Here is a 14410-nt window from a genome sequence, read left to right as displayed (position 1 = left end):
CTCAGCCCTTGTCGAAGCCGTCGACGTGACTCAAAAGCTCCGCGGTCTTGTGCGGCATCAATTGCGTCACGCAACGGGTTTCCACATTGATGATGATCGCCGGCTCGTTGCAGCAGATGCGCACGCGGAATCGCCAGTCGCTGAGAATCACCTTCAGACCATCGCGGTCATCGACCTCCAGCGCCTGCTCACCATAGATCCGTTTCAGATGAGCGAGCAGGGGATAGGGATCTCGCAGTGGTCGCCGAATGTCCCCGGACGACGGAAACATGCCGATCCGCTCCACCAGCAGGATGGTCCCCAGCCAGGACTCGTTGGCGCTGGGCAACGGCTGATGACGAGACAACCAGCTCATCACCCCGAGGTTGTCCACCTCCCGTTCAATGCCTGTCGAATGTTGTGCAATGTTCATGGTTGCCTCGTCGCAGATAAGCGGGCGCCTTTCAGCGGCCCTTGAGGTAGACGTTGTCGTAGCAGAAGTTGGTCGCCTGCAGGTAACCCTCGGCATCGCCGCAGTCAAAGCGCAGACCCTTGAATTTGTAGGCCAGCACGCAACCGTTCTGAGCCTGTTTCATCAGGGCGTCGGTGATCTGGATTTCACCGCCCTTGCCCGGCTCGGTGTCGGCGATCAGGTCGAAGATATCGGGTGTCAGGATGTAGCGACCGATGATCGCCAGGTTGGACGGAGCGTCCTGCGGTGCCGGTTTTTCCACCATGTGATTGACCCGGTAAATGCCGTCGGAAATCGCCTCGCCGGCGATCACGCCGTACTTGTGAGTCTGGTCGCGGGGGACTTCCTGGATGGCCACGATCGAGCAGCGGAATTTCTTGTAGAGCTGGATCATCTGGGTGAGTACGCCGTCACCTTCCAGGTTCAGGCACAGGTCGTCGGCCAGGACCACGGCGAAAGGTTCGTCGCCAATCAGCGGACGGCCGCTGAGAATCGCGTGGCCCAGGCCTTTCATTTCTACCTGACGGGTGTACGAGAAGGTGCAGGTGTCGATCAGCTCGCGGGTGCCGGCGAGGAATTTCTCTTTGTCGGTGCCGCGAATCTGGTGTTCGAGTTCGTAGCTGATGTCGAAGTGGTCTTCCAGCGCACGCTTGCCTCGGCCGGTGACGATCGCCATGTGCTGCAGACCGGCATCCCGCGCCTCTTCAACGGCATACTCGATCAACGGTTTGTTGACGATCGGCAGCATCTCTTTGGGCATGGCTTTGGTCGCCGGCAAGAAACGCGTGCCATAGCCGGCAGCGGGGAACAAGCATTTACGAATCATAGAAGTTTCCTGAACATTCATGGCTTACAGCCAACGGTGACATTGCAATAAGTTAAAGTTGCAAGTTGTTGAAGCTGTACTTTAATACCTGAGTCAGGTTGTGAGTGACAATGCCTGTCTGATTTATAACGGGGTAATGTTATTAGATGTCGACCTGGTGAATAACAGTTATTTTTAGTCGGTATCTGTCGATAGTGGTGAAACAGCGGGAGTGCTAATAAGTACCGGGCAATACAGTTTGGCCTTTAAAAATATTGTTGGCCAGTGATGGAACTGTTTTTGTTCTGGGTTGTTGTCGCCTTGTTTATGTGAAGCAAGACACATATCAAATAAACAAGGCTTGACACGCTGTTGGCATTTTTCCCACTACGGACCGCGCTATGAAGATTCTGGTAACCGGTGGCGCCGGATATATCGGCTCGCACACCACACTCGCATTGCTTGAAGCAGGTCATGAAGTTGTCGTTCTGGATAATCTTTGCAACAGCAGCGACAGGGCCTTGCATGCGATAGAAGCCATTTGCGGCAAAAGTGCGCTGATGATTCGCGGCGATGTGTGCGACCGGGCATTGCTGGACCGGATATTCCAGCAACATGCCATTGACGCCGTGCTGCATTTTGCCGGGCTCAAGGCCGTTGGTGAAAGCGTGCGCAAGCCGCTCGAATATTACGAAACCAACGTCAGTGGCAGCATCACCCTATGTCAGGCGATGGCGGCGGCAGGGGTTTTCCGTCTGGTGTTCAGCTCTTCGGCCACGGTGTATGGCGAGCCTGAACGGATGCCGATCCGCGAGGATTTCCCCACTGGCATCCCGACCAATCCCTATGGCCAGTCCAAGTTGATCGTCGAAAACGTATTGCGTGACCTGGCCCGGGCCGAGCAGCGCTGGAGCATCGCGCTGCTGCGCTACTTCAACCCGATCGGTGCTCATGACAGCGGCCACATGGGCGAAGATCCGAACGGCATCCCCAATAATCTGGTGCCTTACATCAGCCAGGTGGCGGTCGGCAGCCTGGAGGAGTTGTCGATCTTCGGCGACGATTACCCCACGGTCGACGGCACGGGCGTGCGCGACTACATCCACGTCGTGGACCTGGCGGACGGGCACCTGAAGGCGTTGCAGGCCATCGCCGGGCGCACCGGCATTCACACCTGGAACCTCGGCACAGGTGACGGCTACAGCGTGATGCAGGTGCTGCGGGCCTTCGAGCAGGCGTGCGGAAAACCCGTGCCTTATCGGGTGATGCCACGGCGTTCGGGCGACATCGCCGAAAGTTGGGCGGACGCTACCAAAGCGCAAAAAGAACTGGGCTGGAAAGCCACCCGCAACTTGCAGGACATGGTGACCGACAGCTGGCGCTGGCAATCGAATCACCCCAAAGGCTATCTGGAATGATGGCCTTTTAGTCCAATGTTATTTTCGGTCAGGTTGTTAGATATCGTCGGGAAATTACACTGGCAATGCCTTTTGCAAGTCCGTAGATATAAACCTGCCGTTCGACTTTTATCAGTTGCGTATGACTGTGAAAGAACGGCGGCTCTTGTTCGCGCTATTGGCGACTTGAACTCAACCACCTCTAACGGAACACCCGCAGTACCGGTGCAATGTTAGAAAGGAGTCGATATGAAAAAAGTGATGGCGATTGCCTTGTTGACGATGTTGAGCAACTGGGCATCCGCAGCTGAAGCGCCGCTTACAGCGGTAACCAATGTATCGGGCAGTGTCGCGGCTTCTACAGCGCCTGCTGCCAGTACTGCAATGGTTGCCAGTGCCGTAGCGGCGTCCAACAGTGGTGGAAGTGCCAACGGCGGTACAACGGGTACTACCGGTACCACGGGTACAACCGGCACGCACAACTAACTGAAGTATCTGTTGGAGCAGTACAGGGTCGCCCGACGAAAGTCGGGTGACTTTGTTTTTGGATTCGCCCTTGAATAGCGTAGTGCCATTATGACTCGTAGGTTTTCTCTTTTAATGTTGGCAAGTCTCGCTTTGCAAGGTTGCATGTTTTCCCCCGGTCAGCACCTGAGTACCTTTGGCATCACCCGCCAGGGCGCCAGCGAAAGCAGCCGGGTCGAGCTGATTCCGATCACGCCCAAGCTGATCTCCATGAACCGGGCTACCCAGAAGCGTGAATCGGTGCCGCAGGAGCTGCTGGCGACGCCGGCCGAATACCGCATCGGCAATAACGACGTGCTCTACATCACCGTGTGGGATCACCCCGAGCTGACCGCTCCGTCGGGTGCGCAGCAACAGATCGACGCCAACGGCCGTCTGGTGCGCTCCGACGGTACGCTGTATTACCCGTATATCAAGGAAGTCCAGGCTGCGGGCCGGACCATCCAGCAACTTCGCGACGATATCGAACGACGGCTGTCGGCCTTTATCGCCGAGCCGCAAGTGGACGTCGCCGTGCTGCGTTTTGCCAGCCAGAAAGTCGTGGTCACCGGCGCGGTCGCCAAGGCTGGCCCGCAAGCGATTTCCACCAACCCGCTGAGCGTGGTCGAAGCCCTCGGTTCGGCGGGCATCGACACCAACAATGCCGACTTGTCCGGGCTGTTGCTGACGCGCAACGGGCGGGTCTATCCGCTGAATCTGGATACCCTCAATCAACAGGATTCCGAGTTGCAGAACGTCTACCTCCAGGGTGGCGACAAACTGTACCTGCCGTACAACGACAACAAGCGCATCTACGTGATGGGCGAGGTCAATCAGCCGCGCGCCCTGAGCTTCAAGACGGCGACGATGAACCTGTCCGATGTGCTCGGCTCGGTCGGCGGCCTGAGCCAGACCACTGCCAACGGCAACGCCGTGTACGTCATTCGCGGGGTGGAAAACCTCGATGTGGAACCGGCGAAAATCTATCAACTGGAGGCCGAATCGCCGACCGCCATGGTTCTCGCGACGCACTTCGAAGTGCGCCCCCAGGACGTCGTTTATGTAGGGCCTGCCAACGTGACTCGCTGGAACCGTCTGATCAGCCAGTTGGTGCCGTCGGCATCGATTGTCGGCACGGGCGCTTCCGCTGCGAAGAACTGGAGCGAATTCACCAACAACAGCAAATAAGGCCCGCCTGTGAACATCCTGAAAGTTGGCGTCTGCCTGATGGCGGCCTTGTTGCTGTGTGGCTGTAATCCGCTGATGGTCGCTTCGGTGACCAACCTCAAGTCGGCGGTGGTCGGCCCGGACGATATCGACGTGACGCCGGCCCAGGTGGCCGAGGTCAATTATCCCCAGATCAAACTGACCACGCCGTCCGGTTCCGGGGTGCTGGCACTGGTGCGTGAGCGCGAGGACCTGCAGTTCTGGGTCGCGTCGGGCAAGCAAGTGCTGTTGCTGCGCGACGGTCTTGCGGTGCGCAGCGTCGGCCTGGGCGTGGAGGGCGACCTGGACGGCACGCGGCTGTCCGATGCCTCGCCGTTCAGGCACGGTCTGCAGAACGTTGCCGATGGCCACACCAGCCAGCGCTGGATCGATCTCTACAAGGGCCAGGAAGTCGGGCTGATCGTCAACAGCCGTTTCAGCCGCAAGTCCATGGAAACCCTGAAGATTCTTAACAAGGACTATGCCGTGCTGCGTGTCGATGAGCGTATCGACGTCCCGGCCATCGGCCTGCGAACGACCAACCGTTACTGGGTCGATCCGGTGGACGGTTTCATTGTGCAGAGCGAGCAGCAACTGACCTCGCAACTGCGGGTGAAGATCGTGCAGCTGACCCCTGAACGCAGGCATGCGCCATGAAGCGTCTGAGGGTTCTTTCGGTGTGCTTGATGGTGCTCGCCGGTGCAAGTCAGGCAGCGGTTACCGTCACCGGTGATGTCGCCAATCCCGGGCCGGTGGACTTGCCGCCGGGTGGTCGCCTGACCGATGTGATCAGCGTTGCGGTGCCTAATGCCGAGGGGTACTGGTTGGCGGGTGTATTGCTGCGTCAGTCGCTGCTGGAAGAGCAGACCCGGCTCAAGGTCGGCGTGCTGTTCGACCTGGACGTCTTGCAGCGTATGGCCGATCTGTTCGATCGACCCAGCCGCAAAGCACTCGCCGTGCGCGTGGCCGAGGACGTACAGAAGATGCCGGTCACCGGGCGCCAGATTGCCGATCTGGATCCGGTGGCGCTTGAAGTCGGCTTCGCCCGCAACATTCGTCTGGACGATGGTGATCGCCTGATCTACCCGCCGCGCGTCGATGAAGTCGAGGTGCTGGGGGCCGTCGCCGAACCGTGTCGGTTGCCTTATCAGCCGTTGCTCGAAGCGCGTGAATACCTGAGTGATTGCCATGTGCTGGAAGACGATGCCGACGCCGATTACCTGTGGCTGATCCAGCCCAACGGCGTTTCGCGGCGCGTCGGCATTGCCCACTGGAACCGTGAGAGCGGGCAGTTTCCCGTTGCCGGCAGCAAGATTCTGGTGCCGTTGAAAAACGATGATCTGGATCCGCCCATCCCTGAACTGAATCAGCAGTTGGCCGAATTGATTGCCACGCAGTTGGCTGAGGTGGTTCGTTGAATTTGCGTTTTGCAGCTGTGTTGTTATTGCCGTGCGGCCTGGCCCATGCCGAGCCGCGTATTACCCAGGGTGACTTCGGTGGCACCGGTCTGTTGCAGACGCCCACCGCACGCATGGCCCCGGCCGGCGAATTGAGCGTCAACGCCAACCGCACCGAGCCCTACAGCCGCTACAGCGTTTCGTTGCAGCCGCTGGACTGGCTCGAAGGTTCGTTTCGCTACACCGCCATCACCAACCGCCCGTACGGCCCGGAGTCGATGAGCGGCAACCAGAGCTACAAGGACAAGGCGGTCGACGTCAAAGTCCGGCTCTGGGAGGAAACCCATTGGGCCCCCGACGTTTCTTTGGGCTTTCGAGACGTCGGTGGTACGGGTTTGTTCGCCAGTGAATTCCTGGTGGCCAACAAGCGCTTCGACAACCTGGATTTCAGCGCCGGCATCGCCTGGGGCTACATCGGTAATCGCGGCGACATCGACAACCCGTTCGGCTATCTCGATGATCGCTTCAAGACTCGCCCGGCCCTGGAAGGCACCGGTGACGTCAACGCCGGCTCGTACTTTCGCGGCCAGCCGTCGTTCTTCGGCGGCGTGAGTTACCAGACGCCCTGGGACCGCCTGAGCCTGAAGCTCGAATACGAAGGCAACGACTACAAACACGAACCCAAGGACAACGTGATCAAGCAGGACTCGCCGATCAACTTCGGCGCGGTGTTCAAGGTGACGGACGCACTCGACGTCAGCGCGGCATGGGAGCGGGGCAACACCGCGATGTTCGGGGTCACGTTCCACACCAATTTCGTCAGTCGCAAGGCCCCGGCCAAGACTTTCGATCCACCGCCGGAACCGCTGCCGGCGAAGGCACCGACTACGTCGATGGATCAGGTTGATTGGGCCAATGTGTCGCAACGCCTGCAACAGAATGCGGGCTACCGGGTCGAGCGCATCGCCCAGCGCGATTCGGAATTGATCGTGTACGGCGAGCAGCAGCGCTACTTCCATTCCTCCAAAGCGGTGGGGCGTGCGAGCCGGGTGCTGGACAACAGCGTCAACGACGATATCGACTGGTTCACCCTGGTGAACAAGCGCTACGACCTGCCGCTGGAAGAAACCAGCGTGCCGCGCCAGACCTTCCGCGAAGTGATCAACAACGAGGAGCCGCTGCAGGCGTTGCACCGCACCACCGAGGTCAACCCGGCGATGCCGCACAACGAGAAGACGCTCTACACCCAGCCGTTGCAGCACTTCAGTTACGGCGCCGGCCTGGGCTTCAAACAGAACGTCGGCGGCCCGGACGGCTTGCTCTATCAATTCAGCGCCGACCTCGACGCCGAATTCCGCTTCAACCGCAACACCTGGTGGAGCGGCATGCTCAGCCAGAACCTGACGAACAACTTCGACAAGTTCAAATACGACGCACCCAGCGGCTTGCCGCGTGTGCGTACGGATCTGCGCCAGTACCTGACCACCTCCGACACCACCATGCCGTTATTTCAGGTCAGCCACGCCGAACAACTGGACAAGGATCTGTACGGCATGGTCTACGGCGGTTATCTGGAGTCGATGTTTGCCGGGGTCGGCGGCGAGGTGCTGTTCCGTCCGACCGGCGAGCGCTGGGCGATCGGCGCGGACCTGAACTACGTGCGTCAGCGCGAATTCGATCAAGGCTTCGGCTTGCGCGACTATTCGGTGCTGACCGGCCATATCACCGGCTACACCGACCTGCCTTACGAAACGCTTGCGGCAATCAGCGTCGGGCGTTACCTGGCGGGCGACTTTGGCGGCACGCTGGATATCTCGCGAGAGTTTTCCAACGGCGTGCGTTTCGGTGCCTGGGCGACCATCACCACGGCGGGCAGCGCGGAATACGGCGAAGGTAGTTTCGACAAGGGCATCTACCTGTCGATTCCGTTTGACGAGATGATGAGCATGTCGACCATGCGCCGGGCCAACCTGGTCTGGGCGCCGCTGACCCGTGACGGTGGCGCGAGGCTCAGCCGCAGCTTCCAGCTGCACTCGATGACCGACAGCCGCGAAGACGACATGTTCTATCGCAACTTCGGGAAGATTACCGAGTAAGCCGGGGAGGCCGGGAAGTCAAAACGGGAGCGCTTGAGCTCCCGTTTTGGTTTGTGGTCGATGCCGTTGTCACCGATCATCGGGGTAATGCCGGAGTTTCAACATTACCCGTAACCCTGTGGGAGCGAGCCTGCTCGCGATTGGCGTCAGTTCAGCCGACATCACTGCAACCGACCCAATGCAGGTGCAAGCCTCTCGCCAGCCTCCAAATCCCGCCCACAAAAAAGGGGACTTTCGTCCCCTTGCGATGTTGCTTCCTGAAGCGCTGCGTCTTAGTAAATATCCTTCGACAACAGGGTGAACGGCGTCTTCACCAGAATCTTCAGGTCCAGCCAAAGCGACCAGTTGTTGATGTACTTGAGGTCGATCTCCACACGCTTTTCCATCTTGTCGAGGGTGTCGGTCTCGCCACGGCAACCGCTGATTTGCGCCAGGCCAGTGATGCCCGGTTTGATTCGGTGACGGGCCATGTAGGCGAGGATCTTGCCCGAGTAATAGTTGTTGTGTGCCACGGCGTGCGGACGCGGGCCAACCAGTGCCATGTGCCCCTGCAACACGTTGAACAGCTGCGGCAGCTCATCCAGCGAAGTGCGACGGATGAACCGTCCGACGGCGGTGATGCGCGAGTCGTTGCGGCTGGCCTGTTTGACTTCATGGTCATCGTGCACGCGCATCGAGCGGAACTTCCAGACCTGAATCACCTTGCCGTTCCAGCCATGGCGATCCTGCTTGAAGAACACCGGGCCGGGCGAACTCAGCTTCACCGCCAGCGCGATCAGCAACAGCACCGGGCTCAACAGGATGATGGCCAGCAACGCGACGCTTTTCTCCATCAGGCTTTTGCTCAGGGCGGCGGTCGGGCGGCTGGTCAGCGGGCTTTCGTTGAGGTAGATCGCCGGCAGGCCGTCCACGACTTTCACCGAATGATTGAGCAGCGTCAGGCTGTTCAGATCAGGCACCCAGACCACGTCCACGTTGGCATCCAGCAGATCGCCGTACATGGCTTCGATCTTCGCTGCTTCGGACAGCGACAGCGTGATGTACAGACGGCGGATATCGTGGCGTTTGATCAGCTCCAGCAAGTCTTCCTGGGCACCGACGACCCGTGGTGCATCCGCGTCCAGCGCAGGCACGGTGCCGTTGCTGACCAGCCCCACCAGCGGCAGGTTTTCCTGTTCGCTGAGCTTCTTCGCCAGGCCCAGCGCCAGTTCGCCCGTGCCGACGATCAGGGTCTTGTGCTCGCTTTTGCGTGAGCGCTGGTAGTACTTCGAAAACGCGTGCAGGGGTGCATACAGCAGCGCCTGACCGAGGAAGCCGTACACCGCCCAGTCAAGAATCACCTGGCGCGAGAACAGCTCATCGGCCTTGCAGATGAACGCGATGAAGGTCAGCCCGGCCATGGTCATCGACCAGCCCATCAGCAACCGTCCCAGTCCGGTCAGGTAGTTGTCGCGTTTACGGTAGGCGCCGCTGAACGTGTAGGCCGGAACCGAAGCCAACACCGCCAGCATGGTGCACATCCGGTAATAGAACTCGACCGTCCCGGTGTGCTGTTCGGCCAATATAAACAACAGTGAAACAATAAAGCATTGTGCCAATGCCCATTGGCCCCAGAAGGTAAGTCCCTTGAGGCCTGTGTTTCGGTTGATACGTAGAGTGAGATCCATATGCGATATCCCCAAAAGACTTCCATTCAGGTTTCGACAGTTGAAATCCGAGTCGTCAATCAGACTTTTTTGTTGTAGGTGCCGGTGTCTCGAGGTAACAACATCGGAATGCCGAACTGTCGTCAGTGAATAGACTAAGTTATTGCGGGAAGATGCTGTCTGACGAGTTCTAACAAGATGGCATAGTGCCAATCAATTGATGAGGGAAATAATCGAACGTTAGAAAAGGTCAAAAGGCAGGGGTGAACAAACAATAATCTGTTTGCTATCGTAGGAAGGGTGAGGAGGGAGGCATTACTGAATAAGGAGATTCCAACAAGCAAAGTGCTTTTTTGTTTTTGTTGTTGCACTTGCTTCGGTCACTGGATGTGGAAACTGTGCTTAGGCGACAACTTCCTGGATCAGGCAATAACCGCGATTACGCACGGCGCGAAACAGTCGCTCACCGTTGCTGGCACTTTTGAACTTGTCTTGAAGACGACTCAGGCACATCTCCAGACCCCGATATTGCTCCGGTTCCCGGCCGATGCTGAGAATCAGATCGTCGCGGCTGACAACGCGTTCTTCATGGTGCAGCATTTTTCTGACCAGTGCGGTTTCAAGGCCGGTGAGACTGATCTCGATATCCTCTCGAACAAGGACGCCTTGATCATTGTCGAGATGCCAGGCTTCCGTGACCGGTCGGGGCGTGTCATTGACATCCGAGTTGATTGCCGGGTTGTTCTGAAATGAATGTGTGGATTGTGCCGCCAGCCATTCGGATTCGAGTGTGGCCAATATGCGCTGGGTATCATGTTCAATACGGCGAGCGACGCTTTTCCTTGTGCCGCGCGGGTAATTGAACTCCATGAGCGTGGGAGTGGAAGAGGGCGAAGCAACACCTTCAACAAACATTTGTGCCTGAGACGTACCGAACGAATTGAAACGCTCACTGGAGAGAATGCTCTCGAGTTCACGCTGAGACGCAGAGTTATTGGTCACGACCACAAAATATTTTCTTGGGAGGGTTGTACTGGTTTCCATGTCTCTCTCCTGAATAACGCACCAAATTTGGCTAAAAGGTAATCGGCAGACGAGTTATAACGCGCTCGGAATAATCGACAGGCAGGGTCTGGGCCCAATTATGGCCCGCGATAAGTTCCACTGGGTCTGCTTTCAGAGTAATGATTTATTGTTATGTTTAAGTGTTGCAGCGCTCATTCAATTGACAGCTTTTTATTGGATGGATATTGCAAATAAAGCGGTGAGACCGTGGAGTGTTGTAGCGTTGCATCAGACGTTCCCTCGTATGCTGCAAATGGTGATTTCCCTGACTCAGGCGGTCGAGATCAACCCCCTCATCAGACGGTAGCCATACCCGCGAATGCTCTGTATGGCGTTCGTACCGTACACGTCCTTGATTTTCCCACGCAAGCGGCTGATGGATTTTTCCAGCGCGCGAGGGTCGTAGAAATGCGTGTTGAGCCCCATGATCCCGGCGATTTCGTCATGGCTGAGAATGTGATTGCTGGTTTGCGAAAATGCTTCCAGGATTTTCATCTCGGCAAAGGAAATGTCCAGTTTCCGGCTGGTGTCGGAGAGGCAGATACGGGTCGGGTCCAGTATCAGATCAATGTCACGCAGCCATTCTTCACTGCTGAAGAATTCACTCAGCAACTCACCACCCTCGTCGGAAAGGGCGTTGAGCTTGATGCAGAAGTCTGCCCCGGCAAGATGATATTTGATCTTGTTGTGGGCGCCGCGACCGGTAATCACCGCACAAATGATCGGCTTCAAGTTTCCGGAGCGCAGGTTTCCCACCAGCGCCAGATTGTCTTCCAGGGTTTGCGCAGTATCGATGACGATGAAAATGGCTCGATAGAAGCCGTGATATTCGTTCAGCTGATATGAACTAGTGAAAGAGTCGGCATCCAGTGCCACACCGGTCTGCACATGCCTGGCGATCAGCGCACTGAAGTGTTCGGCCACCGCACGGGTGCGCGCCAGGGTTAGAACACCTGGCGCGTCGTTTGTTTGGTGCGAGCTTCTAGTCGCTAAGTTCCCTGTAAGCATCATGCCTTGACTCGAAAAAGTGCGGACATCGGGATGTTAAAGCACCGGTTCTCATCTGTGACTGACAATTGGTAACATTCGCGCGATTTTTAGACGTGGCTCCCGAGTTTTCTAACAATAATTAAGCTTTTCAAGCTTTTAGTTGATTTTCTCGGGGTGCTGAACTAACGAAACGAACGTCGTTAGATGGTGGCGATGTGCAATGGTGCCACTATTTTGTAATTATGGCGACCGGTTTTTATGTCCGATGGCCAGCACGGATTATCGTCTAAGCCGGGGGGAGTGTGAGCTGGATCACATTTTAAGGGGCGAAGGTTATTTTGGCCATACCGTGAACAAGTTCACAGACAGACGATTATTAACATGCCTTGAGTGTGTCTTTTGATAAGACCTATTCTCCGTCACCGAATCGGGCAATGGCATTGATCTGCCCATTGTTTTATTTCAGATACCCATGCCTGAATGCAGTTGACCGGGCGCTTATGAAGAGCGTTCTGACGGAGGATTGATGGATTTACTGACCTTGTTCAAGGTGTTGGTGTTAGGTGCGGTAGAAGGTCTCACCGAGTTCTTGCCCATCTCCAGTACGGGCCACCAGATTATCGTTGCCGACTTGCTCGACTTCGGTGGCGAACGCGCTATGGCGTTCAACATCATTATTCAACTGGGCGCCATTCTGGCGGTGGTCTGGGAGTTTCGTCCGAAGATCTTCGAAATCGTCAAAGGCCTGCCGACCCAACGCAATGCACAACGCTTCACCGTCAATTTGCTGATCGCATTCTTTCCGGCCGTGATTCTCGGCGTGTTATTCGCCGATGCCATTCATCATTATCTGTTTAACCCGATCACCGTTGCGGTCGCGTTGGTGGTGGGTGGTATCGTGATGTTGTGGGCCGAAAAGCGGAACCATGTCGTGAGTGTCGAGCATGTCGACGACATGGCCTGGTCCGACGCATTGAAGATCGGCTGCGTCCAGTGCCTGGCGATGATTCCCGGCACTTCGCGCTCCGGCTCAACCATCATTGGCGGCCTGCTGTTCGGCCTGTCGCGCAAGGCCGCCACGGAGTTCTCGTTCTTCCTGGCCATGCCGACCATGGTCGGCGCGGCGGTGTACTCCGGCTACAAATACCGCGACCTGTTTCAGGCCGGCGACCTGCCGGTCTTCGCCCTGGGCTTCGTCACCGCATTCATCTTCGCGATGATCGCCGTGCGCGGCTTGCTCAAGTTCATCGCGAACCACAGCTACGCCGCGTTCGCCTGGTACCGGATCGCGTTTGGTTTGCTGATCCTGGCGACGTGGGTGTTTGGGTGGGTGAACTGGACGGAGGCGGCGGCCTGATCACTGACTGCTGATCAGCGCGGCGATGGCGAGGTCGCTCAACTCCGTATCTGGCGATTCCTGACGAAAACGCTGCAAGGCTGACGTGAAATACGCGGCTTGCAGCATGCCGTCGCTGGCGAGGAAATAACGTGCCGCTTCCATTTCCTCTACCGAATACACACGTTTTTTCAGTCCGGAAATGTCCGACATCCCGTCGACCGTGACCATCGTCGTCGTGAAAACCAGAAAACCAGACATCTGGGTGGATTGAAAAGGGCCATCTCCCCCCTCACCGCACCCCTTCAAAAAATCGCAGGATGCGCAGGCGTTGGCATAGAGAGTCGAGAGTAAAGCGAGAAGGGTGAAACGCTTGAATAAAACGCGGCTGAACGCGGGCATAACCAAAAGACATCCTGTCAGTACAACAAAACACCGGGCAACGCTCATTCGTTGCCCGCACGATCAACGCATCGATCAACGACCCGCCAACAACTCCGCCGCCTGATCCAGCAACGCCAGCGGATCCTTGGCCTTGTGAATATCCACCGACAATAACTGCCGAAACTTGCGCGCCCCCGGGAAACCGGTGCCCAGGCCCAGCACATGGCGCGTGATGTGATGCATCGCTCCGCCAGTTGCAAGATGCTCGGCAATATAAGGCCGTAGTTGCGCCAACGCCTCGGCCCGGGTGATCACCGGCGCCGAACTGCCGAACAACTGCTGATCCACCTCAGCCAGCAGATACGGGTTGTGATAAGCCTCACGACCCAGCATCACGCCGTCAAAGGTCTGCAAATGCTCATGGCAGGCCTCCATCGTCTTGATGCCGCCGTTCAGAATGATCTCCAGCTCCGGAAAATCCGCCTTCAACTGCGCTGCCACGTCATAACGCAGCGGCGGAATGTCACGGTTCTCCTTCGGCGACAACCCCTCCAGAATCGCAATCCGCGCATGCACCGTAAAACTCGTGCACCCGGCATCCCGCACCGTGCCGACGAAATCACACAGCTCCTCATAGCTGTCTCGCCCATTGATCCCGATCCGATGCTTCACCGTCACCGGAATCGACACCGCATCACGCATCGCCTTCACACAATCCGCCACCAACTGCGGATGCCCCATCAGGCACGCACCGATCATATTGTTCTGCACCCGATCACTCGGGCAGCCAACGTTCAGATTCACCTCGTCATAACCGTGCTCCTGCGCCATGCGCGCACAAGCGGCCAGGTCCAGCGGAACACTACCGCCCAACTGCAAAGCCAATGGGTGCTCGGCTTCGTTGTGACGGAGGAAACGTTCGTGATCGCCATTCAGCAGCGCGCCGGTGGTGACCATTTCGGTGTAGAGCAGGGCGTTTTTCGACAGGATGCGCAGGAAGTACCGGCAGTGACGGTCAGTCCAATCCATCATCGGTGCGACGGAGAAACGGCGGCGGGGGGGGGCGGGGGGGGCGGGGGGTGGCGGGGGGGGGGGGGGGGGGGGGGGGGAGGGGGGGGGGGGGGCGGGGCGGG

Annotated in this window: 14 protein-coding genes; 7 read left to right on the top strand and 7 right to left on the bottom strand. The window is 57.7% G+C overall.

Annotated elements, in window-relative coordinates:
• Position 1: 1 nt before the first annotated feature.
• Together ACK6BI_RS26375 and galU are read right to left on the bottom strand one after the other, a co-directional pair.
• Positions 2 to 412 (bottom strand): mannose-1-phosphate guanylyltransferase, encoded by a 411-nt coding sequence (locus ACK6BI_RS26375; RefSeq protein ID WP_260520307.1) that lies wholly within the window; start codon positions 410 to 412, stop codon positions 2 to 4.
• Between the two features lie 31 nt (positions 413 to 443).
• Positions 444 to 1277: a UTP--glucose-1-phosphate uridylyltransferase GalU gene (galU, locus tag ACK6BI_RS26370; protein WP_409319415.1), complete on the bottom strand. Its 834-nt coding sequence runs from the start codon at positions 1275 to 1277 to the stop codon at positions 444 to 446.
• A 380-nt stretch (positions 1278 to 1657) separates the two neighbouring features.
• Between galU and galE the strand changes: the two genes are divergently transcribed.
• The 6 genes from galE (at position 1658) to ACK6BI_RS26340 (ending at position 7856) form a co-directional block, all read left to right on the top strand.
• On the top strand, positions 1658 to 2674 hold the full coding sequence (gene galE, locus ACK6BI_RS26365; RefSeq protein WP_409319414.1) for a UDP-glucose 4-epimerase GalE: 1017 nt from the start codon (positions 1658 to 1660) through the stop codon (positions 2672 to 2674).
• Between the two features lie 228 nt (positions 2675 to 2902).
• A complete protein-coding gene (locus ACK6BI_RS26360; protein WP_003226528.1) occupies positions 2903 to 3139 on the top strand; it encodes a hypothetical protein in 237 nt (78 codons plus the stop codon).
• 90 nt (positions 3140 to 3229) lie between these two features.
• Positions 3230 to 4345, top strand: coding sequence for a polysaccharide export protein (locus ACK6BI_RS26355; RefSeq protein WP_409319413.1), 1116 nt, complete (start codon positions 3230 to 3232; stop codon positions 4343 to 4345).
• A 9-nt stretch (positions 4346 to 4354) separates the two neighbouring features.
• Entirely contained in the window at positions 4355 to 5020 is a 666-nt protein-coding gene (locus ACK6BI_RS26350; RefSeq protein WP_409319412.1) for a YjbF family lipoprotein, read from the top strand.
• Complete coding sequence (locus ACK6BI_RS26345; protein WP_409319411.1) at positions 5017 to 5781, top strand: capsule biosynthesis GfcC family protein; 765 nt, start codon at positions 5017 to 5019, stop codon at positions 5779 to 5781. Before ACK6BI_RS26350 ends, ACK6BI_RS26345 begins: the two co-directional genes overlap by 4 nt.
• Complete coding sequence (locus ACK6BI_RS26340; protein ID WP_409319410.1) at positions 5778 to 7856, top strand: YjbH domain-containing protein; 2079 nt, start codon at positions 5778 to 5780, stop codon at positions 7854 to 7856. Before ACK6BI_RS26345 ends, ACK6BI_RS26340 begins: the two co-directional genes overlap by 4 nt.
• 272 nt (positions 7857 to 8128) lie before the next feature.
• Here ACK6BI_RS26340 and ACK6BI_RS26335 read toward each other — a convergent pair whose 3' ends face one another.
• The 3 genes from ACK6BI_RS26335 to ACK6BI_RS26325 all read right to left on the bottom strand — a co-directional run bounded on the left by ACK6BI_RS26335 (position 8129) and on the right by ACK6BI_RS26325 (position 11578).
• Complete coding sequence (locus tag ACK6BI_RS26335) at positions 8129 to 9523, bottom strand: undecaprenyl-phosphate glucose phosphotransferase (protein ID WP_260520301.1); 1395 nt, start codon at positions 9521 to 9523, stop codon at positions 8129 to 8131.
• A 381-nt stretch (positions 9524 to 9904) separates the two neighbouring features.
• Positions 9905 to 10546 carry a transcriptional regulator gene (locus ACK6BI_RS26330; RefSeq protein WP_409319409.1) on the bottom strand — a complete coding sequence of 214 codons (642 nt, stop codon included), beginning with the start codon at positions 10544 to 10546 and terminating at the stop codon, positions 9905 to 9907.
• 291 nt (positions 10547 to 10837) lie between these two features.
• Positions 10838 to 11578 carry a winged helix-turn-helix domain-containing protein gene (locus ACK6BI_RS26325; protein WP_409319408.1) on the bottom strand — a complete coding sequence of 247 codons (741 nt, stop codon included), beginning with the start codon at positions 11576 to 11578 and terminating at the stop codon, positions 10838 to 10840.
• Positions 11579 to 12083: 505 nt separating this feature from the next.
• On the opposite strand from ACK6BI_RS26325, the gene ACK6BI_RS26320 reads away from it, so the two are divergent.
• Complete coding sequence (locus tag ACK6BI_RS26320) at positions 12084 to 12914, top strand: undecaprenyl-diphosphate phosphatase (RefSeq protein WP_065259447.1); 831 nt, start codon at positions 12084 to 12086, stop codon at positions 12912 to 12914.
• Here ACK6BI_RS26320 and ACK6BI_RS26315 read toward each other — a convergent pair whose 3' ends face one another.
• Entirely contained in the window at positions 12915 to 13295 is a 381-nt protein-coding gene (locus ACK6BI_RS26315) for a DUF2388 domain-containing protein (RefSeq protein WP_409319407.1), read from the bottom strand. It lies immediately after the preceding gene.
• 75 nt (positions 13296 to 13370) lie between these two features.
• A partial coding sequence (dusA, locus tag ACK6BI_RS26310) for a tRNA dihydrouridine(20/20a) synthase DusA (protein WP_409319406.1) occupies positions 13371 to 14410 on the bottom strand: 1040 nt, incomplete at its 5' end.

Source organism: Pseudomonas sp. KCJK9016 (genome assembly GCF_046231795.1).
Taxonomy (GTDB): Bacteria; Pseudomonadota; Gammaproteobacteria; order Pseudomonadales; family Pseudomonadaceae; genus Aquipseudomonas; species Aquipseudomonas bananamidigenes.
Note: the sequence above shows the minus strand (reverse complement) of the source record. Positions and strands in the feature narration are given on the sequence as shown.

Coding starts and splice junctions, on each gene's coding strand:
- ACK6BI_RS26375 (WP_260520307.1), bottom strand. CDS start 412: ATGAACATTGCACAACATTCGACAGGCATTGAACGGGAGGTGGACAAC.
- galU (WP_409319415.1), bottom strand. CDS start 1,277: ATGATTCGTAAATGCTTGTTCCCCGCTGCCGGCTATGGCACGCGTTTC.
- galE (WP_409319414.1), top strand. CDS start 1,658: ATGAAGATTCTGGTAACCGGTGGCGCCGGATATATCGGCTCGCACACC.
- ACK6BI_RS26360 (WP_003226528.1), top strand. CDS start 2,903: ATGAAAAAAGTGATGGCGATTGCCTTGTTGACGATGTTGAGCAACTGG.
- ACK6BI_RS26355 (WP_409319413.1), top strand. CDS start 3,230: ATGACTCGTAGGTTTTCTCTTTTAATGTTGGCAAGTCTCGCTTTGCAA.
- ACK6BI_RS26345 (WP_409319411.1), top strand. CDS start 5,017: ATGAAGCGTCTGAGGGTTCTTTCGGTGTGCTTGATGGTGCTCGCCGGT.
- ACK6BI_RS26335 (WP_260520301.1), bottom strand. CDS start 9,523: ATGGATCTCACTCTACGTATCAACCGAAACACAGGCCTCAAGGGACTT.
- ACK6BI_RS26330 (WP_409319409.1), bottom strand. CDS start 10,546: ATGGAAACCAGTACAACCCTCCCAAGAAAATATTTTGTGGTCGTGACC.
- ACK6BI_RS26325 (WP_409319408.1), bottom strand. CDS start 11,578: ATGATGCTTACAGGGAACTTAGCGACTAGAAGCTCGCACCAAACAAAC.
- ACK6BI_RS26320 (WP_065259447.1), top strand. CDS start 12,084: ATGGATTTACTGACCTTGTTCAAGGTGTTGGTGTTAGGTGCGGTAGAA.
- ACK6BI_RS26315 (WP_409319407.1), bottom strand. CDS start 13,295: ATGCCCGCGTTCAGCCGCGTTTTATTCAAGCGTTTCACCCTTCTCGCT.